Raw genomic sequence first — 22,122 nt, 5'->3', positions numbered from 1 at the left:
ACATCCACATCGACGATAAGAATCAAGCCATGGCGACAGCGGAAGGTACCTGACGGTGCCCCGCCCTTACATCAACCGAACTACAGGAGACCACATCATGACCACATCAGCTCCATCTGCACAGCAGGACAATCGTTCCCGCGCCGATGCGCCCGGCGCCCTGCGCAGCCAGGCAACCATGGAGATACAGACCCGCCAGGCACAACGGCTGGTCTATGGGCGCATGACCTCCGAAGGGAAACACGAGATCGTGGGGCTGCTCCGCTTTGCCGCGATGCTCCGCCCCATCTGGGGCGGCAGCATCGCCGACGATCCCTATGCCGACTGGTGGCTCGTGAAGATAGAGCGGGAACTGATGCGGGCCCGGGACCAGTTGAAGGAGATGGAGAGCACGGTCGAGCAGCACCTTACCGGTGCACCGGCAGTCAATGTCGTGGTGGCGCAGTCCCTGTCGCCGGCGCGGCTCGAGCTCAACTTCTCCAACCCCTACGCCTTCCATGGTGCCTACCTCCTAGCCGACTACGACGCACTGGTCCGTGCGTCGCTGACTGCCCGCCATGTAGGGCTCATGGACTCTCAGACCAGCGAGAAGTTGCTGGCGCTGGGCGGTCGCGTACTGCGCTCCGCATACGAGACAGCGAAGGGCTACCGCTACATGGGCATCACACGTGTGGATCTGGCGCAGGGCACCGCGAAAGCCCGGAAGGCCCTGGAGGCAATGGGTGACCTGCCGCAGCCCGTCATTGCAGGGGAACTGCGGGCCGCTTATGCGCCCAGGGTGCGGGGAGCAGATGAGGCAGCTGCCGATACCGAGGAATCCGAGGATAAGGACGAAGTTGATGCGCCAGCCGATGAGGTGGATGCCTGATGCTGACGTACAAAACCAGCACGCATGCTGACGTAGCAGTGTGCGCCCTAAAGGGCCCTTTAAGGGTAAGGGGGGAACCCGGTGAGTGAGAAGTGGATCGGCAACCTGGAGCTTCCGTTCCACAACATCCGGGAGGCCAGGGCACGGCTTGGTGAGTTGGAGCGACGCAGGGGCAAACTGCAGCAGATGGGACAGGAGATGCTTCAGGAGTTTCGGGAGCGATTTCCTTCGGCGCCTGCCTACCCGACACGCTACTCGGACAGGACACTGACAGGCTACCGCTGGCGCCGAGCAGGCCACAAGGCAGTCAGCTTTGACCTGACGTCCGAAACCGGTCGTTCGCTCCTGGATAGATTGCCGACCGATGTGCGGAAGGTGTGGCTGGCGTTCGAGCGGCGACGGATACACCTGAATCTGGCACTGGCGCTCACCGACTACGAGCGCATTCGTCTGCGGGATTTTCTGGGACGTATTGACCGTTTGCGCGAAGCAGAGGTGTAAGGGTTGGAGGGTTCGTGGGGTTTGCGTATGCGACTGGGCATTGCATTTGTGTGTACCGCAGTAATCGGCATCGGAATCAGTCGCCATTGTCCATTGCCGCAAGGTCGCATCCCGATAAATCTGCACGGGATTCCAATCAAACCAAGGAGTGTTACATGGCTAACGAGTTCAGGGGCAGAGGTAACCTGGGTGCGGCGCCATCGATCAAGCAGGTCGAGGTGGACGGAGAGAAACGTTCCGTGGCGGAAATGCGTGTCTACTTTGACAGGAGCGTTCCGGACGGGGACGGCGGTTTCGTCGACCGCGGCGGGTTCTGGCTCAACGTCAACCTTTGGGGGCCGAAGGGAGAGGCCGCCGCGAAGGTCTTGGGCAAGGGTGCCCGCGTGGCCGTGACGGGTACACTCGTCAATCACGAGTGGACCGACAAGGAGAGCGGCGAGCCCCGCACCCGACCCGAGGTGCAGGCCGACAATGTCGATCTCGATCTCTACCGTGTGGAAAGCATTCAGCTGCGCAGGAAGGAGTCAGCCGATGAAACCGAAGCTGACTAATTACGACCTTGCCATGGTGGCGCTGGAATCACGACTGGTGCGGTTTGCGCCTGGCAGCGTGTTGTGCGACTCGGTGAATCAGCCATGAGCGCAGCGTGTTCCACGTTACGGGAGGAACTGGTGACTGCCCTGGCAGCAGCGCGGTCACCAGTTCCCATCTCCACACTGAGGAGACGCGTGACCGCCACCCGCCATGACTCCCGAATTGGGGCTGAGTTGCGCCGCCTTGAGCAGGATGGCGTTGCCCGCTTCACCCGTGACGGTGGATGGGAACTGGTTTCCCTTGAAGACGAGCGCGAGGTGGAGGCATGATGAATCTCCACCCCCTCTCAGACAACATCGAGGCCGTCCAGGATGAGTCCTGGCGGATTCTGGTGCCATGACCCGCTTGTTCCTCTGCGAGAAGCCGTCCCAGGCGCGTGACATCGCTCGCGTGCTTGGCGCCAACGGCAAGGGAGACGGCTGCCTGCAGGGTGACGGCGTTACGGTGACGTGGTGTTTCGGCCACCTCCTGGAGATGGCGTCTCCGGAAGGGTATGGCGAGCAGTACAAACACTGGTCCCTGGAGACCCTGCCGATATTGCCGATGGACTGGCGGCTCGAGGTGAAGCGGGATGCGCGCAAACAGTTCGGGATCATCAAGGCGCTGTTGTCGAAAGCCGGTGAGGTCGTGATCGCCACCGACGCGGATCGTGAGGGCGAGATGATCGCACGTGAGGTGTTGCAGCTTTGCCGGTGGAACGGGCCGCTGTCGCGCCTGTGGCTTTCAGCCCTGGACGAGACGAGTATCCGAAAGGCGCTTGCCTCCCTGTGTCCCGGGGAGCAGACACAGCCACTCTACTGGGCCGGCCTGGGACGTTCCCGGGCCGACTGGCTCGTCGGCATGAACCTGACCCGCGCATACACGGTTCTCGGCCGTGAGCAGGGGCATGACGGAGTCCTGTCGGTCGGTCGCGTCCAGACACCCACGTTGAGACTTGTGGTGGATCGCGACAGGGACATCGATTCATTCCAGCCGGTTCCGTACTGGGATGTGCTGGTAACGTTTGACACTGACGGTGGACGGTTTCGAGCCAAGTGGGTGCCGCGGCAGGAGATATCGGATGCCGAGGGCCGCTGCATCAATGAACAGGCGGCCCGCACTTTGGCGCAGCAGCTTTCAGGCAAGCATGGTTCTGTCACGAGCATCGAGACGAAGCGCGGGCACGAGCTGCCGCCCCTGCCCTATGACCTGGGGACGCTGCAGCAGGAGGCGGACAAACGGTTCGGAATGGGTGCGCAGCAGGTTCTGGATACGGTCCAGGCGCTCTACGAGTCACACAAAGCGGTCACCTATCCGCGAACCGACTGCCCCTATCTTCCGGAAAGCATGCTGGCGGAGGCCTCGACAGTGCTGGAGGCCTTGACCCGTTCGGACCCTGAACTTGTCCAAACGGTATCGAACGCGGATCTGAACCTGCGGTCCAGGGCCTGGAACGACGGCAAAATAACGGCCCACCATGCGATCATGCCGACCACTGCGCCAGCCGACATTACACGTATGGGCGACGGTGAGCGAAAAGTCTACGACCTGATCCGCCGTCGCTACCTGGCCCAGTTCTATCCGGCCCACGAGTTCGACAAGACAGTGGTTTGCCTCTGGGTCCAACAGGATATCTTGACTCGGGACATCCCTGTCCCGAGTCCCTCCGGGATCGCCTCCGACGGCCACATTTCGCGGTCCTGCGAAACGTTCCGGGCGACCGGCCGGCGCATCGTGGCTGAAGGATGGAAGTCCCTGTACCAGTCATCCAGCGTTGACGGCGATGATGACGCCGATGTTATGTCCACGGATGGACGGTTACCCCCAGGGATGGGGGGTATCCCGAGCCGCGCAGGGAGCGCGGCCGGGGATTCCGGCGCGCCAGGAAATAGCGCGCCGGACCAGGACCTACCCCAGCTCACCAAGGGCACAACCTGCCCCGTTGTCGAGGCAGCGGTGGCAGTCAAACACACCAAGCCACCGGCGCGATTCACAGAAGGGACGTTGATCGCCGCCATGAAAAACGTGGCGAAGCTGATCAACGACGAGCGGCTGAGGCAGGTACTGAGGGAGACCTCCGTTATCGGTACCGAGGCGACGCGTGCCGGCATCATCAAGACTCTGCTCGACCGCGGATTCATGATGAAGCGCAAGAAGAACCTGATCTCCACCGAAACAGGCCGGGCCCTTGTCGACGCCCTGCCCGGCCCGGTCAAGGATCCCGGAACGACGGCGCTTTGGGAACAGGCGCTGGACGATATTGCCCAGGGGCGCGGCCATCTTGATGAGTTTGTGCAGCGCCAGGCCGAGTGGGTTGCGGCTATGGTCTCGCGCGCGAAGCAAAGCGGCGAGCTGGGCGACCTGGGCGGCATGTCCGTAGAACAGCCCCCGTGCCCCGAGTGCGGTAAGCCATTGCGACGACGCAAGGGCAAGAGTGGATTCTTCTGGGGCTGCTCCGGATATCCGGAGTGCCAAATCAGTCTTCCCGACAGTGGCGGCAAACCCGGACGGCGAAGGGACGAGGCTGTCGGCACCTGTCAATGCGGCGGTGACATCCATGAGTCGCCGAAAGCCTGGCAGTGCAAAGCCTGCAACAACATCGTGTGGAAGGAGTCGTTCGGGAAAAAGCTGTCCGAGAAACAAGCTTTGGGGCTATTGACAGGCGAGCAGGTGGCGCTCAAGGGGTTGAAGGGCAAGACAGGCAGGAAATTTGACGCAAGCGCCCGCATTGTGGACGGCAAACTGACGTTGGTATTTGATGCCTATGGGCGTGAAGAACCGAGCCATTCTCGATCGACCTTGAAAGCTACCTGCCACCAGGCCTATGCAGGCAACTCCTGTCCAGAGTGCGGCAAAGGCACACTGGTCCAGCGCACGATGAAGAGCGGCAAGAACGAGGGCAGTCCGTTCCTCGGGTGCTCGAACTATCCAAAGTGTCGGTATTTCTCATGGATGCCTCAGCGCTAACCGGGGATGACACCCTGCTTCATGTTGGCGTAGAGCAGTTGCGCCGCGGCCGTTTCCAGCCGCGGCATGATTTCCCTGCCGAAACTCTCCTTGAACTCGCCGACTCGATCCGCAGTCAGGGGGTGGTGCAGCCTATCGTGGTCCGACCGTTGCCTGATGGTGGCTACGAAATCCTCGCCGGCGAGCGACGCTGGCGGGCGGCACAGCTGGCAGGTCTCCATGAGGTGCCCGTTGTCGTCCGTGAGATGGACGACAAGGCAGCCGCATTGCTTGCGATGACGGAGAACGTGCAGCGGGAGGACCTGAACCCGGTCGATGAAGCGGAGGGCATTGCCCGTCTGGTGGATGAGCTGGGGCTGACACACAAGGAAATCGCGGAAGCATTGGGGTACAAGCGTGAGCAGATATCGCACCTGCTTCGCGTCTCCCGGCTCGAGATCCCGGTAAAGGATCTGATCGCATCCGGCAAGCTGATGCTGGGCCATGCGAAGGTGCTTGCTGGTCTTAACGGCAACCAACAGATTCGTGTTGCGCAACAGGCCGCTGCCAGGCACTGGACCGTCCGTCACCTCGAGCGCGAGGTGCGCCTGCAGGCCGAGGAAGTCGGCAACAGGTCCGGGCGGGACCCCAACATAGATCGCCTGGAGCGTATGGTTGGTGAGACGGTAGGATCCCCTACTTCACTCGACTTCAATGAGGTCTCGAAGGACGGTACGATACTCTTCAGGTTCCACAATCTCGAAGAACTCGAAGGGATTCTCGTGCGCCTCGGAGTACAACTGGAACGATAAGACAAGGAGGAAGACAGATGGATTCACCTGTTCTGGACAGAACGGAACCCAGTGACGCGATCGCGATCACTTCAATTTTTGAAGAAGCGACTGGCTACGCATTGACGGACAGTCAGCGAGAACAGGCACAGCACATCATGCTCCAGCTGACTCGCCACTCTACGGTCTTGGATTTTGTTGCGATGGCAGAGGAGATGCCGGAACTGATGGAGTTCGCATCGGCGGTCCGCAATTATTTCATCGATGAATGCTCGACATTTATCCTTGATGAGGACTGACGTTATCGTCTATTAGTTTGCACATTCATCCGTGGCGACTGCGGCCCAGTCGCGCCCTGCCGGTTTCACCGGCGCTGCAAAGCCTCTCCGGATCGGGAAGAGAGGCAGACCTTAAGGTCTCGGTCCCTGTTCCACTTCAATCCAACCCCAGCGGGGAATCACCTTCCCGTTGCGGGCGCTGTCACAAGCGTGGTGTTTCCCCTGTTCAACCATCTGAAAGGAGAAACGCCATGAGCAATTCCAACGAGAAGTACTTCGACCTCCACATTAACGGCATCGGTTACCTCAACCGCGCGCGTGAGGTGTCACCCAAACGCAGGGAATCGTTCATCGCCGTCGATGTGACCGCCCTGTACGGACCGTCCGATAACGTCCAGAAGACCCGCTTCGACTGCCGTGTTGTCGGCAGTGAGGCGAAAGAGGTCATTGAACGGCTTATGCCCCAAATCAATGATCAGGGACGCATGGCCGGTGACGGTACTACCCTGCGCCACAAGGTACTGGCGGGGTTCCGTCTCGGTGATCTCTATACCGACACGTTCACCTACGAGAAAGGCCAAAAGCAGGGCGAGACAGGCGTAAGCCTCAAAGCCCGGCTGCTGCGCCTGGACTGGGTGAAGGTTGACGGCAACATCGTCTATCAGGGCAATGCTGAAACCTCCGACGAGCAGAGCAATGAAGAAGCTGTCGCAACGACTTCGGAATCCTGCAATGTCGATGACGAGATCGATGCGCTTCTGCCAGAAGAGGTCAGTCTGTCGAAGGACGATCCCGACTTCGAGGCCCGCAAGGCGGAGCTGAAGAAGAAGGGCTACCGGTTCAACGGACAGGCCAAGGTCTGGCGCCTGCCGAAGGCGGCCTGACATTCATCACACAAACGCCGGGGTCAATCCCGGCCCCTTGAAGCACCTTCGGATCGGGAGGAGGTGCGGGCCTTAGGGTCTCGGTCTCTGTTCGACTACATTTTCAACCGCCCTGCCGGGAAACACCTTCCCGTGCAGGGGCGTGGTGTGTCTCCGGCGCCTTAACCAAGGAGATATATCCATGTCTACGTCCATCTTCACTCCTCAAATGTTTGTGCTGTATTTCGTCGTCAGCCAGATGATCGCAATGGCGATCACCCTATGATGACAAACCTCCCCGGCCCATGGCCGGGGTCTCCCCCGAGCGCCGCGATGCGGTGTTGGGGGGAGACCTCGGTCTTCATAAACGGGAATACGAGGAGGAACTGGATATGAGCACAGACGGCATTGAGGTGGAGGAGCTGGAGGTCGAGGAGATCATTCTTGCCAGCGAAGAGTCTGACGAAGAGTAGTCATGGCGCCGCATTTTGCGGCGTCTCTCCAGAGGGTCGCGTGTCGGCCCTGCGGAGAGACGATTACTACCGTGGCCACTGCGGCACCAGTGGCACCCTGCCGGCGCGAGCCGGTGCCAACAAAGCACCTTCGAATCGGGAGGAGGTGCGGACCTTCAGGTCTCGATTCTGTTTCAACGCAACCACTCCGCCGGGCAGGCAACTCCCCGGTGGGGACGAACGCCTCCGACGGATTATCAATACTCAACTCAAGGAGGCATCTATCATGATAAAGCTTTCAGGCTCCGTGCAAATTCGGAGCATCGACGGCCGTCACGGCTCATTCAATGTGGGTCGGCTCACCACGGAGATTGGTGAATTTGCCGTAAAGCGCGGCATCGAGGAGTTCGATCCCGGCGCCTACTCCGGTGAGTTCACCATTTCCAGGATCTATCCCGCATCTTATGTCATCGGTGGTCGCTCCATCGTCGAAGTAAGGGCTGACATCGAGGCCATCGCACTGGTCGATGTCGATACCACTATCGACGAGCAGGAGGTAATTGCCGCGGTCGAGCCCGAACCGGAAGTGGAAACGGAGCTGCCCGGCGAAGATGCTGAGCTGTTCGGTGAACTTTGGCCGCTTGACGAGAAGGTGAAACTCGATCCGACCGTGGACCGTTCCCTGCTCCGCCGTCAGGCCACACGCCTGAAGGAGCTGGGCTTCCAGTTCCAACCGGTCGGACGGTTCTTCCAAAAAGCGACATAGGGAGGAATAGCCATGCGACGCGGCGTTTCCGTGGTAATGCGGCATTGCCGCTGGGTCGAAACGACGGATCCGGTCGAGCGTGCCGAGCTGTTTGGTCGCCTCGATGGCATCGTCGACGCCGTGTGCATCGTAGAGTCCGCATCATCGCTTGCTGAGGCAGCGGTAAAGTTGAGGGCTCTCGAACGACGGTATGCGGACCAGTATGAAGGCAGCATACCCAGTTCGGTGGGTGCACCGCCGGAGGCAATGGATCTCGAGCTTGAGGTGATCACCTGACAACCCTCCGCCCCTTCGGGGGCGGCCTTTCCCAAAGGCCTGCGCTGCGGGCCTTGGGGAAAGGCGATTTCACCGTGGCGACTGCGGCCCAGTCGCGCCCTGCCGGTTACACCGGCTCTGCAACGCTTCTCCGGATCGGGAAGAGAGGCGGACCTTTATCCCCTTAGGGGGTTCGGGTCTCGGTCCCTGCTCAACAACTTCATCAACCCTGCGGGGGAGACACCTTCCTGCAGAGCAGTGGTGTGCCTCCTGTATCAATTCAGGAGACACACCATGTCAACGTCATATCAAACGATTCGGCGGATCCCGATGAGCACGCAGCGCAGGTTCGGTGAACCGTCCCACGTCGCGATCAGCGGCAGCCGCCGGTGCAGCCTGTACATTGCAGCGGATGGTTCCATTCGTCTGCTGTCGATCCAACCCCTTCACTAAGGAGAGCCATCATGCTGGAAGCTCATCTGCAGGAACTGTCCCATCCATTGAACGATTACAGGATCCGCGCACAGCGGTTTCTGGAGGCCTGGAAGCGCGGAGTCACACTCATCGGCACGCGGTTCTTCGAGGTCAAGACGTCGTCGGCCGGGTCTGCAACAGACAAAAATCAGTTGCGCCCCAACTGGGACCTTGTCGAGCAGGACATCGGCGTCCTGAGCCGCGGCGAAGCCGCGTTCCTTGGAGCGATGTGCTCGTTCTACAACGCCGAGTGGGGCCAGAGGCTCCTGGAAGACGCAGGTTTTCCAAACATATGCGATATCGCGTCGAAACTCGACCGTGAGCACGCGGAGATCATTGCGGAACTACTCCTGACCTACTCGGGATGGTGACGGTGATGCCTGGAACTATTGAGGACATCGCCTACGCCTACACAGAAACCGCGGCACGGGAAGCCGCCTCGACTATCGAGGCGCGTTTTCCTGATTGCGAGATCCGTATCTCGGAGACGTTAATTCCGAATGAAACCGGTTACTTCGATACGGGATTTGTCATCTATCCCTTCGGAAATGATGTGCCGTATTGAGAACCTGTTCATTTTCAATCCCGCCGGGGAAACCATCTTCCCCCACGGGGCATGGTGTTACCGGCTCAACCAGGAGAAACATCATGCTTGAGATTAGAGAAGTGCCGGGCATCTTCGTCGATGCCCACCTTGTAGACGACAGAGGCGTACGCTTCCTGTCACTTTGGGGAAGAGATACGGCGATTCAGGAGTTTCTGGCCCGACTTTCCCTTCCTGAGCGTGATGGCGGGCTTCGTACGTTCCGTATCGGTGGCCCAGGTGATGCGGACGCTTGCACCGCATCCAACGCTGATCCTGACGGCCTTATGCGCCTGACAGCGCGCCGCTCAGGCTCGGTATTCGGCGAGCTGGTCCACCTCTGGCTCTATGATCGGCTCGCGGTCGACGCCGATCGCTCGAACGGCCGCGCCCTGCTGCTTCAGCACGAAGGAGCGCAGAACCTCACCGAAGCCCTGTGGCAGATGCTCAAACAGATCCTCTGGGTACCCGTGCTCGATCATTGGCAGGATGTGTTGCTTGCCCGCCTTGACGATATGGGTTGCCTAAGAAGGATTGATGGCTGTCGCGTCAGCGCTTTCGAGATCGACCTGTCTGAGAGAGATCGTATCGAGAACGAGATCTCCTTCCTTGTACGGAGCAGGCGGTTGTCGCTTGAAGACGGGGCAACCGACTCCTGTCCAGAGGCGGCTTAGAACCGTCATCCCGGTCCCCTGCGGGGGGCCTTTCCCGAAGGCCTGCGGCGCGGGCCTTCGGGAAAGGTAGTTTCTACCGTGGCGACTGCGGTTCAGTCGTGCCCTGCCGGTCACTGCCGGCGCCAACCAAGCACCTTCGGATCGGGGAGAGGTGCGGGCCCTCGGGTCTCGATCCCTGTTCGACTATTTCTTCAACCCTGCCGGGTATGGCATACCCCGGCAAGGGATGCCTCCGGCTTTTTCATACGGAGGTGTCCCATGACGCAACAGGTGTCGATCATCGAACTGTCGGATGACGAGGTGATCAACTATGCCTGCCGGGTTCTGGAACAGCGGCTCTCGTATCGCCTGTCGCCGGATGGCGTCAAGTTCACAAGTCCGGATGAGACGAAGCACTATCTTGTGCTCAAACTCGCCGAACGTGAACGAGAGGTGTTCGCGGTCCTGTTCCTGGACAACCGGCACAGGTTGATCAAATACGATGAGATGTTCTTCGGAACGATAGACGGCGCTTCTGTCCATCCGCGGGAGGTCGTGAAAGCGGCACTGCAGCACAATGCGGCGGCGGTGATTCTCGCGCACAACCATCCATCGGGTGTACCCGAGCCGTCACGTGCCGATGAAGCCATCACCAACCGCCTCAAGGAGGCGTTGAATTTCGTCGACATCCGTGTCCTCGACCACATTGTGGTCGGCGGTACCGATACCGTGAGCTTCGCCGAGCGCGGGCTCGTTTAACCCATCGGCCGGCATTGCCGGCCCAAACCCCTCGGGGGCGTATGCCCCCTTGCGGGGCATCGCCTCCCGTGGCTTTTCAATCAACCATTGGAGGTAATCATGGCACTCATGTTCCAGCGCCTTGCGCGCAACTTCATCAAGAACGGGTACTTCCCGACCGACGAGGAGACTACTGCACGCATTCTCGCGGCGGTGGCGCCCTCGGGCGGACCGATGCGGATCCTCGATCCGTGCTGTGGCGAAGGGGTGGCGTTGGCGGAAGCCGCCCACCACCTCGTGGCGGCTGGGCAAAACACTGTGGAGTCCTTCGCTGTCGAGTACAACGAGGAGCGGGCCTACCACGCGAAGACGCTGCTCGACCGGTGCATACACGCTGACCTCATGGACACGGTGATCCAACCGCGCTCCTTCGGGTTGCTATGGCTCAATCCGCCCTATGGTGACCTGGTCTCCGATCAAGTCGCCGCATCGGCAGCCAAATGGAAGGGCCGCAAGCGCCTGGAGAAGCTGTTCTACGAACGGACCATCGGAGGACTTCAGTTTGGGGGTGTGCTGGTGCTGATCGTCCCGCACTATGCCCTGGACCGGGAGTTCGCCACGTGGATCGCACGGCACTGCTCGTCAGTGCAGGTGTTCCGGGGCGCAACCGATCAGTTCAAGCAGGTTGTGGTCTTCGGCGTTCGCAAGCCTGTATCAGAGGGCATGGACACCACAGCCCGCGATCTGCTTGTGGGGATCGGCGCGGGAGACAGGCAGGCACCTGTGTTGCCCGAGTTCTGGGACGGCCCGCACTACACAATCCCGGTCGCGCCGCAGGGTGAACCCAAGTTCTTCACGCTGCGGCTCGACCCGAAGCAGCTTGCTGACGAAACGCGGCGTACGGGTCCAACGCTGTGGGATCGGTTCGTAACCACGTTCCAGTCAGGTGCTCGGGAGCATCGGCGCCCGTTGAGGGCACTGTCCCGCTGGCACCTGGCACTGGCGCTGTCGGCAGGCCAGATCTCCGGAGCCGTCCGATCCTGCGATGGGCGGACATTCCTGGTCAGGGGCGACACCCACAAGGAGAAGGAGGTCCGGGTGGAACACGAAGTCAACGAGCGGACCGGGGATACGCGCGAAACCCGTATCCACCTTGACCGCTTCGTCCCTGTGGTGCGCGCCATCGACTTTACGCCTGGCAGTGAGACGTTCGGCGACGTGCTGACGATTCGGTAACGGAGGGCATGAGGATGAAATACGTTGTCCAGTACGAGTTGCCCTATGTGCACCGGGTTCAGGTTGGCATTGAGGCCGGAAGTCCGGATGAGGCGATCGCCAGGGCGAAGCAGCTGTTCGACGGCGGTGATATTTGGAATGACACGCCAGACATTCCGTTGCTTTTCGATGATTACGAAGAGCAAGGCGATGCAGGCATCCCGCTCCAGTTCACCGTCGAACAAACGTGGCGCAGCAATGAGCCATGGCCTGATGCAGAGGCGAGCGTGAAGTCGATTCGACGGCAGAATGCCGCCTTTCGTGCCGCAGGCCTGCTGGTTGAGGCCTATCGCCGCGGCGAGGAGCGTGGTGGCTCTGTGGCTTGGGAGGATGTCGACCAAGCCCTTGAGGCTGCGTTGGAATCCACGCCCGAGCGTTGACATTACCCGCCCCTCCGGGGCGGGCCTTTCCCGAAGGCCTGCGGCGCGGGCCTTGCGGAAAGGCGGTTTCTACCGTGGCGACTGCGGCCCAGTCGCGCCCTGCCGGTTACACCGGCGCTGCAAAGCCTCTCCGGATCGGGAAGAGAGGCGGACCTTTATCCCCTTAGGGGGTTCGGGTCTCGGTCCCTGTTCAACTACTTCGTCAACCCTGCCGGGGAACACTTCCCCTGCAGGGGCGTGGTGTGCCTCCGGAACCAATCGAGGAGACACACCATGGAAGACCTTCATCAACTCTATCGCCAGCTACGCCGGGAACACCACACTGCGCCCGCCAGGGTTGCCTTGCAGTGGGCACGACACAGACTGGCTATCCAAAACAGGATCGCGGCTACCGGATTTGAATGGCAGCAGGATCGCCAGTACCGGAAGTTCGCACAATGGTCCGAGGGCGGCTTCGACATCGTCGCCCGAATCGTCGAGGACAACGATGCCTGGTGGACTACCGGGAGCGAGACCTACGGCAAATTCAGCACAGCGTGGCAGCCGGGCGCCGTACGCCACTGGCGTGGTGGCTCACGGGACTGCCAATGGTTCGTCCCGGCCAACCCGGAATACGCCAGGCAGGACTACGACCGCGCCTGTGACTACGGAAGTGGTTGGTGGTATGTCGGCATCGAGGTCGTAGCCAGGCGCTCCGGCATCGAGCTTGGCAACGCCAGCCTCTGGGGCATCGAATCCGACTCGGGCGAGGAGTATTTCACCGAGACGGCTTTCGAGCTGGCCGACGAGGCGATTGCCGAGGCCCGCAATGCCATGCAGCGGCTCTGCGCTTCACATTGACACTAGCGTCATCTTCCCCACCGGGGCATCTATCCCCGGTGGGGAGACGTGCCTTCGGTGGTTTCACTTCAACACTACCGGAGGTTCATATGGAAAGCTCAAACGTTATTTCACTGTCGCAGTTCGTCGAGGATTTCGGCGATGGGCTGCTGGATGCGGTCGCCCGGCAGAATCCGCCCGTCTACGACGGACAGGCGGATCCCTATCGGGACATGGTCATGGATGGCCTGGCACGCAATCCGTTCGACGCCCAGCGGGAGGTGGTGCAGGCGGTCACCCGGCTGCTGGTGGACGCCGGCGAGCCTGCCGCGGTCATCAACGCAGAGATGGGCACCGGCAAGACCATGATGGCCATCAGCACCGCGGCCGTCATGCATGCCGAAGGCGCCAAGCGCTTCCTGGTCATCTCGCCGCCACACCTGGTGTACAAGTGGCGGCGCGAAATCAGGGAGACCATACCAGGTGCCAAGGTGTGGGTGCTCAATGGCCCGGACACCCTGCGCAAGCTCATCGCCATGCGGGAGATGGCCGGCATGCCGTCAACCGATGAGCCCGAATTCTTCGTGCTCGGCCGGGTGCGCATGCGCATGGGTTTCCACTGGAAGCCCGCCGTGGCTGTAAGAAAGCAGCACATCCGGCAGTTCACTGAGACCGGGAACGAGCGGTCGCCCTCCTTCATCAGGACGCTGGAGGTCGCCTCCTGCCCCGGCTGTGGCCACGTGCTGGTGGATGGAGACGGGAACCCACTGGTGCCCGCCGCTTTTCCCGCTGATGTACGTCGCAACTGTCCCGAGTGTGGGACAGCTCTGTGGACGCTGATCCGACCGAGGAGACCGAAAAGCCAGCGCGAGCTGGTACACCGGGCTCTGCTTCAGATCCCGACCATCGGACCGAAGTCGGCGGATCGGCTGCTGTCCATGTTTGGCGAAGAGGCACTCGAGGAAATGCTCTCCGACAATGTCTACGAGTTCGTCAACCTCATGGATGGTAACGGTGAGCTAGTGTTCGCGGATCGTCAGGCAGCTCGCATCGAGCGCAGGCTGGCAACCCTCGAATTCGGCTTCGGGCAAGGCGGCTATCAACCCACGGAGTTCATCAAGCGGTATCTGCCGCAGAACTTCTTCGACCTGCTGATCGTGGACGAAGGCCACGAGTTCAAGAACGAGGGATCGGCCCAGGGACAGGCCATGGGTGTGCTCGCCAATCACGTGCGCAAGGTCCTGCTGTTGACCGGCACGCTGATGGGTGGCTACGCCGACGACCTCTTCTTTCTGCTGTGGCGGATCATGCCACAGCGGATGGTTGAGGACGGGTTCCGGGCCAACGGGCGGGGCAGTCTCGGTTCCGCGGCCATGGCCTTCATGCGCCAGCATGGCGTGCTGAAGGACATCTACAAGGAGTCCGAGGGCGATGCCCACCGTACGTCCCGCGGCAAGCAGGTGACAGTACGCACGGTCAAGGCTCCTGGTTTCGGACCACGGGGAATTGCCCGCTATGTGCTGCCCTTCACGGCCTTCCTCAAGCTCAAGGATATCGGGGCGGACGTGCTGCCGCCGTATGAGGAGCGCTATGTGGACGTGGCCATGGGACCTGAGCAGGCCGAACGCTACGAGCAGTTGTCATCGACCCTTACTGCAGAGCTCAAGGAAGCGCTGCGCAAGGGAGACAACAGTCTGCTGGGCGTCGTGCTCAACACGCTCCTCGCCTGGCCGGACACCTGTTTCCGGGAGGAGGTCGTGAAGCATCCGCGTACGCGGTCACTCCTCGCCTTCGCCGGTTCGGTGTACGACGAGGGTGAGCCCGGCCCCAAGGAGCAGGCCCTCATCGACCTGTGCCGCCGGGAGAAGGCCCGTGGTCGCCGTGTGTTGGCCTACACGGTCTACACCGGCATGCGGGACACTTCGGGACGGCTGAAGGCGCTCCTGGAGCAGGCTGGGCTAAAGGTCGGGGTTCTGAAGGCCTCCGTGGACACCTCCCGCCGGGAGGACTGGATCATGGAGCAGGTGGAACGGGGAATCGATGTACTGGTCACCAACCCTGAGTTGGTGAAGACCGGCCTCGATCTTCTGGACTTTCCCACCATCGTCTTCATGCAGACCGGTTACAACGTCTATACCCTGCAGCAAGCGGCCAGGCGCTCATGGCGCATCGGCCAGAAGGAACCGGTGGATGTGATCTTCCTCGGCTATGCGGATACAGCTCAGACGGCCTGTCTTAGCCTCATGGCCAAGAAGATCGCGGTCGCCCAGTCCACATCGGGTGACATGCCGGAGACAGGCCTCGACGTGCTGAACCAGGATGGGGACAGCATCGAGGTCGAACTTGCCAGGCGGCTTGCCGCCTAATCTCCAGGCCGCCTTCGGGCGGCCATTTTTTCTGATATTCAGCGCAACTGTGATTGATGCGTGTTCACCAGTTCTCGTATTGACAGGTTACGACCTAGGATGATCGACCGCAGACATATTGGTCTATCTGCAGTAACCTGATCCAAGCCATACTGGCCTGTCACTGCATGTTGCGCCGGCTTAGGGGCACACCCTGGCGCGCATGTGCCTCAATCATATCGGTGGACGAAGCCAAGTCCTCGCAGTAGCCGCTCATGCCCTGCCACGCACCTCTGCCGAACCGTACGTCGGTGCGGCCATTGGTTGGATGGACGAACATCTTGCGGCCGACTTCTCCGCCACCGAACGGCAACCACCGTGCACATCAGTTATCGCACCTTGCACCGCCCTCAATGGGATGTGCCCCTAGACGTATCGCTGCAATTCCTCATTTTCTGCTTCAGGTTCGTTCCTCTAGATAATCTCTAAGGATGCTCTGAATAAGTAACCAATAATGAGCAAATCGTCGACACAAGCGCCTCATCACGCACCGAATCTCACCGGCACGGCCGGCATTTGCTCATCCCTGCGGCCTTTGGGCCGCGTTTGGCGCAGTGCATCGGCACTACGCCTGCAAAGTGTGCAGCAGTTGCCTGCGCACCAGATAGATATTGGCCAGGGCGCAGGTGACAAACAGCCGGTTGGCGTTCTTCTCCAACCCTCGGTAGCGGGTCTTTGCAAAACCGAATATCCGCTTGATGACGCCGATGCTGTGTTCGACCCGTGCCCGGGTGGTGGACTTGACGCGGTTCTTCGCCCGTTCGACTTCATCGACCCAGCCCTTGTAGCGGTAGCGTCGGTGAGTCAGGTCACGGGCCCTGGGGGCGTGCTGTTTGATGACCTCGGTCTGCCCCTGGTAGGCCGAGTCGCCCCAGACGCGGGTTTCCTCGCCATGCAGCAGGTCGGGCAGACAATGCGAGTCATGGACGTTGGCGGCAGTAGCGACGACCGAGTGGATGAGCTTGGTGCGGCTGTCGACACCGACATGGGCCTTCATGCCGAAATACCACTGGTTGCCCTTCTTGGTCTGGTGCATGTCCGGGTCGTGCTGCTGGTCCTTGTTCTTGGTCGAGGACGGGGCGCTGATGAGGGTGGCGTCGACGATGGTGCCGGTGCCGAGCTTGAAGCCATGGCGTTGCAGGTACTGGTGCATCTGCTTGAACAGCTTGCGGCCCAGCCCGTGCTGCTCCAGCAGGTGGCGGAATCGGCAAATCGTGGTTTCATCCGGCACCGGCTGCTCACCCAGGTCGATGCCGGCAAAGGCGCGCATGCTGAGCGAGTCGTACAGCGCCTCTTCGGCCATCGGGTCGGACAGGTTGAACCACTGCTGGAGGAAGTAGATGCGCAGCATCATTTCCAGCTCCTTGGGCGGCCGGCCGTTGCCGGCCTGTGGGTAGTGCGGCGCAATCAGCGCGCACAGCTCCGCCCACGGCAGCAGGCGGTCCATGTCGGACAGAAACGCCAGGCGCTTGGTCGCCTTGGTGTATTTCTCGAACCCCGTGGTCATGCTCAGTTGTTTCATTTTTCCCATCCTCGAATCCGATCATGCGGTTGCAGGATCAGATCGGGGACTTTTGCAGAAGTTCCCTAATTGTCTTACTATTGCCATAGGCGGATTCAACTCGTAAGTGCAACTCAACAGTTCGGAATGGAGGGCAAGCTGCGGTAGCATCTATGCCTTTCGTTCCGCCAAGAATGAGAAGCACTAATGAGAGTCTACACACAGCTTACCCAGGAACAACGATATCAAATTTACGCCCTGATGAAAGCCGCGCTTAACCAGTCAGAGATCGCCGCCATCGTCGGCGTCCACAAGTCCACGGTCAGCCGGGAGTTGGGGCGCAACCGTGGCCTGAAGGGGTATCGGCCCAAGCAAGCCCATCAGCTGGCGATGCATCGCCGCCATACCAAGGCCCAGCCACGCATCCTCTACGAGGACTGGCGCCTGGTGGAACACCTGCTGCGCGAGGACTGGAGCCCTGAGCAAATCAGCCTCTGGCTGGCTCAGCAAAAGCGCCTATCCATCAGACACGAATGGATCTACCAGTGCGTGCTGGCGGACAAGCGCCATGGCGGCGACCTGCACCGTCATCTGCGTTGCCAGAAGCCCCGCAAGAAGCGTTACGGCACTTACGACCGTCGTGGCCAGCTTCCCAACCGCATCTCCATCGATGAGCGCCCAGCCATCGTCGAGCGTCGTCAGCGCCTCGGTGATTGGGAACTCGACACCGTTGTCGGTAAGGGGCACAAGCAGGCCATCGTCTCTCTGACCGAGCGTAAATCGCGCCTGGCCCTCATCGCCAAGGTGCCGACCAAGGAGGCCGATGGCGTGAAAGACGCCGTCCTGGCCCTGCTGCGGCCGCTGGCAGCGCATGTCCACACCATCACGTCGGACAACGGCAAGGAGTTTGCGCGCCATGAAGATATCGCCAAAGCCCTCAGCACCGAATTCTATTTCACGCACCCCTATGCCTCGTGGGAGCGCGGCCTGAACGAGAACACCAACGGCCTCATCCGCCAGTATTTCCCCAAGGGCTGCGACTTCACCACAATCACCGACAAGGACATACAGCGCGTCATGAACAGGCTCAACAACCGACCAAAAAAATGTCTTGGCATGAAAACACCCAATCAGGTATTTTTCGGCATCAACCCACTTGTTGCACTAGCGACTTGAACCCGCGTTTTCATAGTGACCAACCCGGTCTCTCCAATTAATTCAGAATTCCACCCATCATCATCAGCCGTATACCGAAGATCGCCAGGATCGCCCCGCTTAAGATTCGCAACATGCCGATGTAACGCGGAATTTCGCCACCAATCTTCCCGGAGAGCCAGCCGATCGCGCCTCCGATGTAATAAAGCGGCGTGGCCGAGGCGCCGATACCGAATACCAGGGCCAACAGGCAGCCGGTTGTGAATGACTGGGTTGTAGCGGCATACAGGAGCACAGCCGATAATGGCAGACAGGGCATGAGGCTGGTGGAGAAACCCAGCGCCGCCATGTGCAGCCAAGTGCGCCGCACCGGTCCCTGTAGCCGCCCATACTGCCCGCATGCGCTCTTTGACTTGAATACAACCCTGGCTCCGATCAGTAGAATCAGACCACCCGCCACAGTAAGCGGCCAACCTGAATCGACTCGCTCCAGAGCAATACCCCCGATCAGGCCAGAGATGCCTCCCAGCAGGGTGTAGGCCAACACCCTCGAAAGCACGAATATCGCCGTGGCATCAAACCCGCGCTTAAAGCCCGCCTGGGTGCTGAAGATGTACGGACTGAGCAGGGGGATGCAGGAGAAACTGCAGAGGGTCAGGCCATAAAAGAAACCCATAGTTAGCACACCAAGGTAGACACTGCCAAAACCCTGCAGATAATCGATATGTATCTGCAATTCGGGAGTGGTAGCCATCACTCACCCTCTCTCAGGTAGGCGTCGTGCGCCAGAATGGCTGCACCGAGCGCGGTGGTGATCTGTGGATGCTCAGGCACGACCAGCTCCCGCCGCAACTCATCTTCCAACGCCGCCACCAGTCCCTTGTTGAGTGCCGGGCCACCGTCGAAATAGACCCGGTCCTCCAGCCCAACGCGTTTGGCTAGGCGCACGGTGCGGTTGGCGATGGAGTAGTGAATGCCGGCGACGACCTCCCCCTTGCCATGACCATTGGCGAGCAGGCCGATGATCTCTGACTCGGCGAAGACCGTGCAGGTACTGTTGATGTTGAGTGGTGCACGCTCAGCGGTTAAATGAAGGTCGCCCAGCTCTTCGAGATCGACCTCCAGGTTGCGCGCGGCGGCGTCCAGAAAACGGCCGGTTCCGGCCGCGCATTTGTCGTTCATGGCGAAATTGGCCACATGACCTTCGGCATCGATCCGGATCGCCTTGGAGTCCTGGCCGCCGATATTGATGATGGTGCGCACCCCACCGAAGGCCTTGCCCACATGGTGGGCGCCGACCGCATTGGCGGTGATCTCACTGATGGAGTCATCGGCATCCTTGAACAGCTTGCGTCCGTAGCCGGTGGCGATGATATAGGCCACATCCTCCCGCCGTAGACCTGCTTGCTGCAGCAGCCGTTCGAAGAGTTCCAAGGTGTTTTTGTAGAACAGGCTGCCGGTGGCGGCGACACTGCTGCTGATCAGCTCTCCCCTCTCGTCCACCAGCGCCGCCTTGATGGCGGTGGAGCCGATATCCAGTCCAGCAAAACAAGTCATCGTCTCTTCCTCCTACGGCCTTTTATCGATTCGATGAAGGCCTCGATGCGGGTGGAGAGCTGGCCCATGTCGTCCGGGCTGTAGTCGGTCTCTACGTAGAGCATCGGCAGGCCGTGCATCTCCATCGCTTCGGCGATACTTCGATGCTCCATCTCGTAGACCTGGCAACCCGAAAAGGCCTGGTAGATGACGCCATCCACGGCGAAACTGTCAGCCAGTTCCAGTAGACGCCGCCGGCGGTCCTCATTCTGGGTGAAGGTGGGGCAGGTGCAAGGCTTGAGATAGCGGTCAGCAATGGCGTCGACCATATCGTACAGCCGCCATTCGTCCACGGCGGTCTGATCGTAGAGCAGGCGATTGGCCGAACAAGTCTCATCGGCCACCACCACGCCGCCGGATTCCTCGATCAACAATGGCAGCTTGAGGTTCGGGAAAACCGGCGGCGAGCCGGTAAAGAGGATACGCGGCGCCTTGGTCTGCGCCGCCTGAAAGCCCGCGTCGCGCCGTTGTCGCAACTCGGCGTTGAGTCGCTCCACCGCCTCGCACCAACGCTCAAGGTCATCGAAAAAGTAGGCGTTGGTCACCAGGAAGGCGTCCTTGCCGAGAAAACAGGCCGGCTGGCTCTTGCGCAACCGGTGCATATCTCGGAAGGCGTTACGGGCCCGTGCGGTGCGGGCCATGGCATCTTTCAGGTTCTTGCGCGTCAACTTGCGCCCGGTCATTGCGGACAGTCTATCGACAAGACTGTGAACCGATTCGCGCCAATAGAGCCTGGCCCCTTCACTCTCCTTGGTGCGTGGCATCTCCACATCGTAGATCGGGTGGCCCATGGAGGCGATCATGGCGCTTGCCTTGGTCTTTTGGTCGCAGGTGGTGGGATTTACCACCAGCTCGAGTGGGCCGATGCGTGGGATAGGCGCCTCGGATTGAAGCATACCCAGAGTCGCCTTAACCAGTGAACAGGATTTGGCCGGCATGAATTCGGCGCCAATCTGATCATAGAAATAGGAACCGTTACACAACCGCACTGGGGTGGCGCCCAAGGCATAGATAAGCTCCTCCGGCGCCTGGATGCAGGTCGTCCCCACCAGCGGCCCCTGATGTTCCACCGCCTCGCCCTGGCAGTAAACACGATTGAACAGGTCGTAGAAGTACTGCATCGCCTGCGGGTTGTCGGAAAAGTCGTTTTCGATCCGGTCGAGCATGGCCTGCGCCTCACCGGCCTGGCGGCTGCGGCTGTAGGCGCTCTGCTCCAAATCGGGCGCGCGTTCGGCCTTATTGGTCACTTTCTTTTTCTCCTTGCACGCGTTTTTTGAACCCAGCTTCGGTGGACTCAAAGATGGGGATGCCGGCGAAGGTGGCCTTGAGCGCGCCCTCCTCAGGACAGACGGCGACACATTTGAGGCAAACAGTACAGTCCTCCGTCACCAGATTGGTCTTTTCGACTTCGTCTGCGATCTCCTGGATATCCAGGTCGCAGGCCCGATAGCAGTCGCCGCAACGGGTGCACTTGGCACCGTCCTTGTTCAGTTTCAGTACTGCGCCCTTGGAGAAGAGATAAAGAAAGGCGCTGAACGGGCAGAAGTAGCAGAAGAAGCGCTTCTTAACGAAGGCGCCGACGAAGAACAGGCCGACGATGATCATCCCCAGGCTGGTGAGAACCAGGCCGCTGGTGGAGGAGAAGTCGATATAGAACTGGCTGAAGTCGCCGGTGAAGAGCGGAATCAGCATCCGGCCTGGGCAAATCTTGCAGAACGGCATGGAGAGGCCGTTAGGCAATTGGCCGAGACCTAACAGGGAGTTGCTGATGCCAATCGGGATCAGGATCAGCAGGACCAGCAGTATGTATTTGATACTCTGAATCTCCTTTCTCGTCCGCCATTGATATTCGGAATAGCGTATATTGAGCGCCGTGCGAATCTGGGTGATCCAATCCTGCAGGGTGCCAAGCGGGCAGACGTAGCCGCACCAGGCCTTGTTGAGCAGCAGGAACCACAGAATGAACACGCCCAGGGAGATCAGGAACATCATGCCCCCAAAGCCGAGGAAATAGTCCAGCGGATGATTCAGATCGTGCTGCAGAATCCCCAGATAGCAGACCCCCCCGCGCCCGTCGGAGTTGAATACGCAAGCGAAGGTGGGCAGCTTGTCGCCCAGGTCGAAGCCGATATAGCCGCCGTATACCAGCAGCACGAAGGCCCCTAGTTGAAACCAGTTGCGAAACCGTTTCAGATCGACGTTATTGATGCGTTCTCTCAGGCGATTTGGGCTTGCCATAACATCCTCTTC

At 60.3% G+C, this 22,122-nt stretch carries 25 protein-coding genes; 20 read left to right on the top strand and 5 right to left on the bottom strand.

The window, feature by feature from the left end:
* Positions 1-97: 97 nt before the first annotated feature.
* From COW1_RS00605 to COW1_RS00520, 19 genes are all read left to right on the top strand, one after another.
* Positions 98-868, top strand: coding sequence for a PFL_4669 family integrating conjugative element protein (locus COW1_RS00605; protein WP_201345075.1), 771 nt, complete (start codon positions 98-100; stop codon positions 866-868).
* A gap of 81 nt (positions 869-949) precedes the next feature.
* Positions 950-1,369, top strand: a complete 420-nt coding sequence (locus COW1_RS00600; protein WP_201345074.1) for a hypothetical protein — start codon at positions 950-952, stop codon at positions 1,367-1,369.
* Between the two features lie 155 nt (positions 1,370-1,524).
* On the top strand, positions 1,525-1,920 hold the full coding sequence (gene ssb, locus COW1_RS00595; protein ID WP_201345073.1) for a single-stranded DNA-binding protein: 396 nt from the start codon (positions 1,525-1,527) through the stop codon (positions 1,918-1,920).
* A 177-nt stretch (positions 1,921-2,097) separates the two neighbouring features.
* A complete protein-coding gene (locus COW1_RS17110) occupies positions 2,098-2,232 on the top strand; it encodes a hypothetical protein (RefSeq protein WP_255534267.1) in 135 nt (44 codons plus the stop codon).
* 67 nt (positions 2,233-2,299) lie between these two features.
* A complete protein-coding gene (locus COW1_RS00590; protein WP_201345072.1) occupies positions 2,300-4,909 on the top strand; it encodes a DNA topoisomerase III in 2,610 nt (869 codons plus the stop codon).
* Positions 4,891-5,700, top strand: a complete 810-nt coding sequence (locus COW1_RS00585) for a ParB/RepB/Spo0J family partition protein (protein ID WP_201345071.1) — start codon at positions 4,891-4,893, stop codon at positions 5,698-5,700. Before COW1_RS00590 ends, COW1_RS00585 begins: the two co-directional genes overlap by 19 nt.
* Positions 5,701-5,717: 17 nt before the next feature.
* Entirely contained in the window at positions 5,718-5,978 is a 261-nt protein-coding gene (locus COW1_RS00580) for a hypothetical protein (RefSeq protein WP_201345070.1), read from the top strand.
* Positions 5,979-6,208: 230 nt separating this feature from the next.
* Complete coding sequence (locus COW1_RS00575; RefSeq protein ID WP_201345069.1) at positions 6,209-6,841, top strand: DUF3577 domain-containing protein; 633 nt, start codon at positions 6,209-6,211, stop codon at positions 6,839-6,841.
* Positions 6,842-7,125: 284 nt separating this feature from the next.
* Positions 7,126-7,293, top strand: a complete 168-nt coding sequence (locus COW1_RS00570) for a hypothetical protein (protein WP_201345068.1) — start codon at positions 7,126-7,128, stop codon at positions 7,291-7,293.
* A 265-nt stretch (positions 7,294-7,558) separates the two neighbouring features.
* On the top strand, positions 7,559-8,038 hold the full coding sequence (locus COW1_RS00565; RefSeq protein ID WP_201345067.1) for a DUF3275 family protein: 480 nt from the start codon (positions 7,559-7,561) through the stop codon (positions 8,036-8,038).
* A 12-nt stretch (positions 8,039-8,050) separates the two neighbouring features.
* Positions 8,051-8,314 (top strand): hypothetical protein, encoded by a 264-nt coding sequence (locus tag COW1_RS00560; protein WP_201345066.1) that lies wholly within the window; start codon positions 8,051-8,053, stop codon positions 8,312-8,314.
* A 443-nt stretch (positions 8,315-8,757) separates the two neighbouring features.
* Positions 8,758-9,138 carry a hypothetical protein gene (locus COW1_RS00555; RefSeq protein ID WP_201345065.1) on the top strand — a complete coding sequence of 127 codons (381 nt, stop codon included), beginning with the start codon at positions 8,758-8,760 and terminating at the stop codon, positions 9,136-9,138.
* 5 nt (positions 9,139-9,143) lie between these two features.
* Positions 9,144-9,332, top strand: coding sequence for a hypothetical protein (locus tag COW1_RS00550; RefSeq protein ID WP_201345064.1), 189 nt, complete (start codon positions 9,144-9,146; stop codon positions 9,330-9,332).
* A gap of 83 nt (positions 9,333-9,415) precedes the next feature.
* Positions 9,416-10,024 (top strand): hypothetical protein, encoded by a 609-nt coding sequence (locus COW1_RS00545; protein ID WP_201345063.1) that lies wholly within the window; start codon positions 9,416-9,418, stop codon positions 10,022-10,024.
* 258 nt (positions 10,025-10,282) lie between these two features.
* Positions 10,283-10,762, top strand: coding sequence for a DNA repair protein RadC (gene radC / locus COW1_RS00540; RefSeq protein ID WP_201345062.1), 480 nt, complete (start codon positions 10,283-10,285; stop codon positions 10,760-10,762).
* A gap of 99 nt (positions 10,763-10,861) precedes the next feature.
* Entirely contained in the window at positions 10,862-11,977 is a 1,116-nt protein-coding gene (locus tag COW1_RS00535) for a DUF6094 domain-containing protein (RefSeq protein WP_201345061.1), read from the top strand.
* 14 nt (positions 11,978-11,991) lie between these two features.
* A complete protein-coding gene (locus tag COW1_RS00530) occupies positions 11,992-12,396 on the top strand; it encodes a hypothetical protein (RefSeq protein WP_201345060.1) in 405 nt (134 codons plus the stop codon).
* A 273-nt stretch (positions 12,397-12,669) separates the two neighbouring features.
* Positions 12,670-13,236 (top strand): hypothetical protein, encoded by a 567-nt coding sequence (locus tag COW1_RS00525; protein WP_201345059.1) that lies wholly within the window; start codon positions 12,670-12,672, stop codon positions 13,234-13,236.
* A gap of 89 nt (positions 13,237-13,325) precedes the next feature.
* Positions 13,326-15,581 carry a DEAD/DEAH box helicase family protein gene (locus COW1_RS00520; RefSeq protein ID WP_201345058.1) on the top strand — a complete coding sequence of 752 codons (2,256 nt, stop codon included), beginning with the start codon at positions 13,326-13,328 and terminating at the stop codon, positions 15,579-15,581.
* Positions 15,582-16,185: 604 nt separating this feature from the next.
* Here the strand turns inward: COW1_RS00520 and COW1_RS00515 are convergent.
* Positions 16,186-17,142, bottom strand: a complete 957-nt coding sequence (locus COW1_RS00515; protein ID WP_201345057.1) for an IS5 family transposase — start codon at positions 17,140-17,142, stop codon at positions 16,186-16,188.
* A gap of 186 nt (positions 17,143-17,328) precedes the next feature.
* On the opposite strand from COW1_RS00515, the gene COW1_RS00510 reads away from it, so the two are divergent.
* Positions 17,329-18,297 carry an IS30 family transposase gene (locus tag COW1_RS00510; RefSeq protein ID WP_201345056.1) on the top strand — a complete coding sequence of 323 codons (969 nt, stop codon included), beginning with the start codon at positions 17,329-17,331 and terminating at the stop codon, positions 18,295-18,297.
* A 37-nt stretch (positions 18,298-18,334) separates the two neighbouring features.
* Here the strand turns inward: COW1_RS00510 and COW1_RS00505 are convergent, their stop codons facing one another.
* From COW1_RS00505 to COW1_RS00490, 4 genes are read right to left on the bottom strand one after another with little or no spacing between them, the layout of a single operon-like run.
* Positions 18,335-19,030 carry a sulfite exporter TauE/SafE family protein gene (locus tag COW1_RS00505; RefSeq protein ID WP_201345055.1) on the bottom strand — a complete coding sequence of 232 codons (696 nt, stop codon included), beginning with the start codon at positions 19,028-19,030 and terminating at the stop codon, positions 18,335-18,337.
* Positions 19,030-19,833, bottom strand: coding sequence for an acyl-CoA dehydratase activase (locus tag COW1_RS00500; RefSeq protein WP_201345054.1), 804 nt, complete (start codon positions 19,831-19,833; stop codon positions 19,030-19,032). The genes COW1_RS00505 and COW1_RS00500 overlap by 1 nt, the downstream gene beginning before the upstream one ends.
* Positions 19,830-21,119, bottom strand: coding sequence for a double-cubane-cluster-containing anaerobic reductase (locus COW1_RS00495; protein ID WP_242466463.1), 1,290 nt, complete (start codon positions 21,117-21,119; stop codon positions 19,830-19,832). The genes COW1_RS00500 and COW1_RS00495 overlap by 4 nt, the downstream gene beginning before the upstream one ends.
* Positions 21,109-22,110, bottom strand: coding sequence for a 4Fe-4S binding protein (locus COW1_RS00490; RefSeq protein WP_201345053.1), 1,002 nt, complete (start codon positions 22,108-22,110; stop codon positions 21,109-21,111). The genes COW1_RS00495 and COW1_RS00490 overlap by 11 nt, the downstream gene beginning before the upstream one ends.
* Positions 22,111-22,122: the final 12 nt, after the last annotated feature.

This window comes from Thiohalobacter sp. COW1 (genome assembly GCF_016629505.1).
Taxonomy (GTDB): Bacteria; Pseudomonadota; Gammaproteobacteria; order Thiohalobacterales; family Thiohalobacteraceae; genus Thiohalobacter; species Thiohalobacter thiocyanaticus_A.
This window is presented reverse-complemented; position numbering and strand designations above follow the sequence as displayed.

Coding starts and splice junctions, on each gene's coding strand:
- COW1_RS00605 (WP_201345075.1), top strand. CDS start 98: ATGACCACATCAGCTCCATCTGCACAGCAGGACAATCGTTCCCGCGCC.
- ssb (WP_201345073.1), top strand. CDS start 1,525: ATGGCTAACGAGTTCAGGGGCAGAGGTAACCTGGGTGCGGCGCCATCG.
- COW1_RS00590 (WP_201345072.1), top strand. CDS start 2,300: ATGACCCGCTTGTTCCTCTGCGAGAAGCCGTCCCAGGCGCGTGACATC.
- COW1_RS00585 (WP_201345071.1), top strand. CDS start 4,891: ATGGATGCCTCAGCGCTAACCGGGGATGACACCCTGCTTCATGTTGGC.
- COW1_RS00580 (WP_201345070.1), top strand. CDS start 5,718: ATGGATTCACCTGTTCTGGACAGAACGGAACCCAGTGACGCGATCGCG.
- COW1_RS00575 (WP_201345069.1), top strand. CDS start 6,209: ATGAGCAATTCCAACGAGAAGTACTTCGACCTCCACATTAACGGCATC.
- COW1_RS00570 (WP_201345068.1), top strand. CDS start 7,126: ATGGCCGGGGTCTCCCCCGAGCGCCGCGATGCGGTGTTGGGGGGAGAC.
- COW1_RS00565 (WP_201345067.1), top strand. CDS start 7,559: ATGATAAAGCTTTCAGGCTCCGTGCAAATTCGGAGCATCGACGGCCGT.
- COW1_RS00560 (WP_201345066.1), top strand. CDS start 8,051: ATGCGACGCGGCGTTTCCGTGGTAATGCGGCATTGCCGCTGGGTCGAA.
- COW1_RS00555 (WP_201345065.1), top strand. CDS start 8,758: ATGCTGGAAGCTCATCTGCAGGAACTGTCCCATCCATTGAACGATTAC.
- COW1_RS00550 (WP_201345064.1), top strand. CDS start 9,144: ATGCCTGGAACTATTGAGGACATCGCCTACGCCTACACAGAAACCGCG.
- COW1_RS00545 (WP_201345063.1), top strand. CDS start 9,416: ATGCTTGAGATTAGAGAAGTGCCGGGCATCTTCGTCGATGCCCACCTT.
- radC (WP_201345062.1), top strand. CDS start 10,283: ATGACGCAACAGGTGTCGATCATCGAACTGTCGGATGACGAGGTGATC.
- COW1_RS00535 (WP_201345061.1), top strand. CDS start 10,862: ATGGCACTCATGTTCCAGCGCCTTGCGCGCAACTTCATCAAGAACGGG.
- COW1_RS00530 (WP_201345060.1), top strand. CDS start 11,992: ATGAAATACGTTGTCCAGTACGAGTTGCCCTATGTGCACCGGGTTCAG.
- COW1_RS00525 (WP_201345059.1), top strand. CDS start 12,670: ATGGAAGACCTTCATCAACTCTATCGCCAGCTACGCCGGGAACACCAC.
- COW1_RS00520 (WP_201345058.1), top strand. CDS start 13,326: ATGGAAAGCTCAAACGTTATTTCACTGTCGCAGTTCGTCGAGGATTTC.
- COW1_RS00515 (WP_201345057.1), bottom strand. CDS start 17,142: ATGAAACAACTGAGCATGACCACGGGGTTCGAGAAATACACCAAGGCG.
- COW1_RS00510 (WP_201345056.1), top strand. CDS start 17,329: ATGAGAGTCTACACACAGCTTACCCAGGAACAACGATATCAAATTTAC.
- COW1_RS00505 (WP_201345055.1), bottom strand. CDS start 19,030: ATGGCTACCACTCCCGAATTGCAGATACATATCGATTATCTGCAGGGT.
- COW1_RS00500 (WP_201345054.1), bottom strand. CDS start 19,833: ATGACTTGTTTTGCTGGACTGGATATCGGCTCCACCGCCATCAAGGCG.
- COW1_RS00490 (WP_201345053.1), bottom strand. CDS start 22,110: ATGGCAAGCCCAAATCGCCTGAGAGAACGCATCAATAACGTCGATCTG.